Here is a 707-nt window from a genome sequence, read left to right as displayed (position 1 = left end):
CCGGAGCGTGGGAACGATGAAGAAGGTACGCGATACAGGGTTTTGTGTCAGATATTTGAATCAACACAGCGTATACAGCTATGGCTAACGTTTCATGCCGTCAATAAACTCTTTGGAGCGATTTTCTTGCTTCTCTTTGTCCACTGCCTGTTCATTAATGTACCGAATAGAATTCGAAATATTGGCTAGTGTTTCAGGGTAAATACTAACGGATGTGCCATGATTTCGATTAAAGGAAATTTTGAGTGGTGTATTTTCCTTAATGTAATAATCCCACCCTCTATTTGATTCTTTGAGCCATCCAGATTGTTCTAATGCATGCCGAAAAAAAAGTATGCCACGGTTATTTATGCATTTTTCAGGCTTGTTATAGGAAAACTCTTCAGTGTTTGTATTTGCTAAGCATTTTTTATCATAAGTATTTTCTGGAAATTCAATTTCTACAGTCCGAAAGGTGAATGTTCCTTTATTTTCATTTGGCGAAGAAGAACTGAGCTTGTCAATCAAAAGATTGTTTTCTTCGTTCAGGTAAATTTTGGTCTGAATGGGAGTAACTCCAAAGAAGGGTTTCTCAGATTTTCTTTTACATTCGAAACCGGGATATGATTCTTTACACTCTGTAAAGCCTGATTTTATTGCATCGTCTTTGGTTCCAGGAACGATTAATCCTTCAACTTCAAAAGGTAGGTACTGAGCGCTTTTAGCTT

General features: G+C 37.3%; 1 protein-coding gene. It reads right to left on the bottom strand.

The window, feature by feature from the left end; translation table 11 throughout:
- Window positions 1-84 precede the first annotated feature (84 nt).
- On the bottom strand, window positions 85-707 hold a 623-nt coding region (locus NP596_RS21755; protein ID WP_256617460.1), incomplete at its 5' end, for a hypothetical protein.

It is taken from the genome of Methylomonas rivi (genome assembly GCF_024505165.1).
Lineage (GTDB): Bacteria > Pseudomonadota > Gammaproteobacteria > Methylococcales > Methylomonadaceae > Methylomonas > Methylomonas rivi.
The sequence above is the reverse complement of the archived record's forward strand: the minus strand, read 5'-3'. Positions and strand labels throughout refer to the sequence as shown.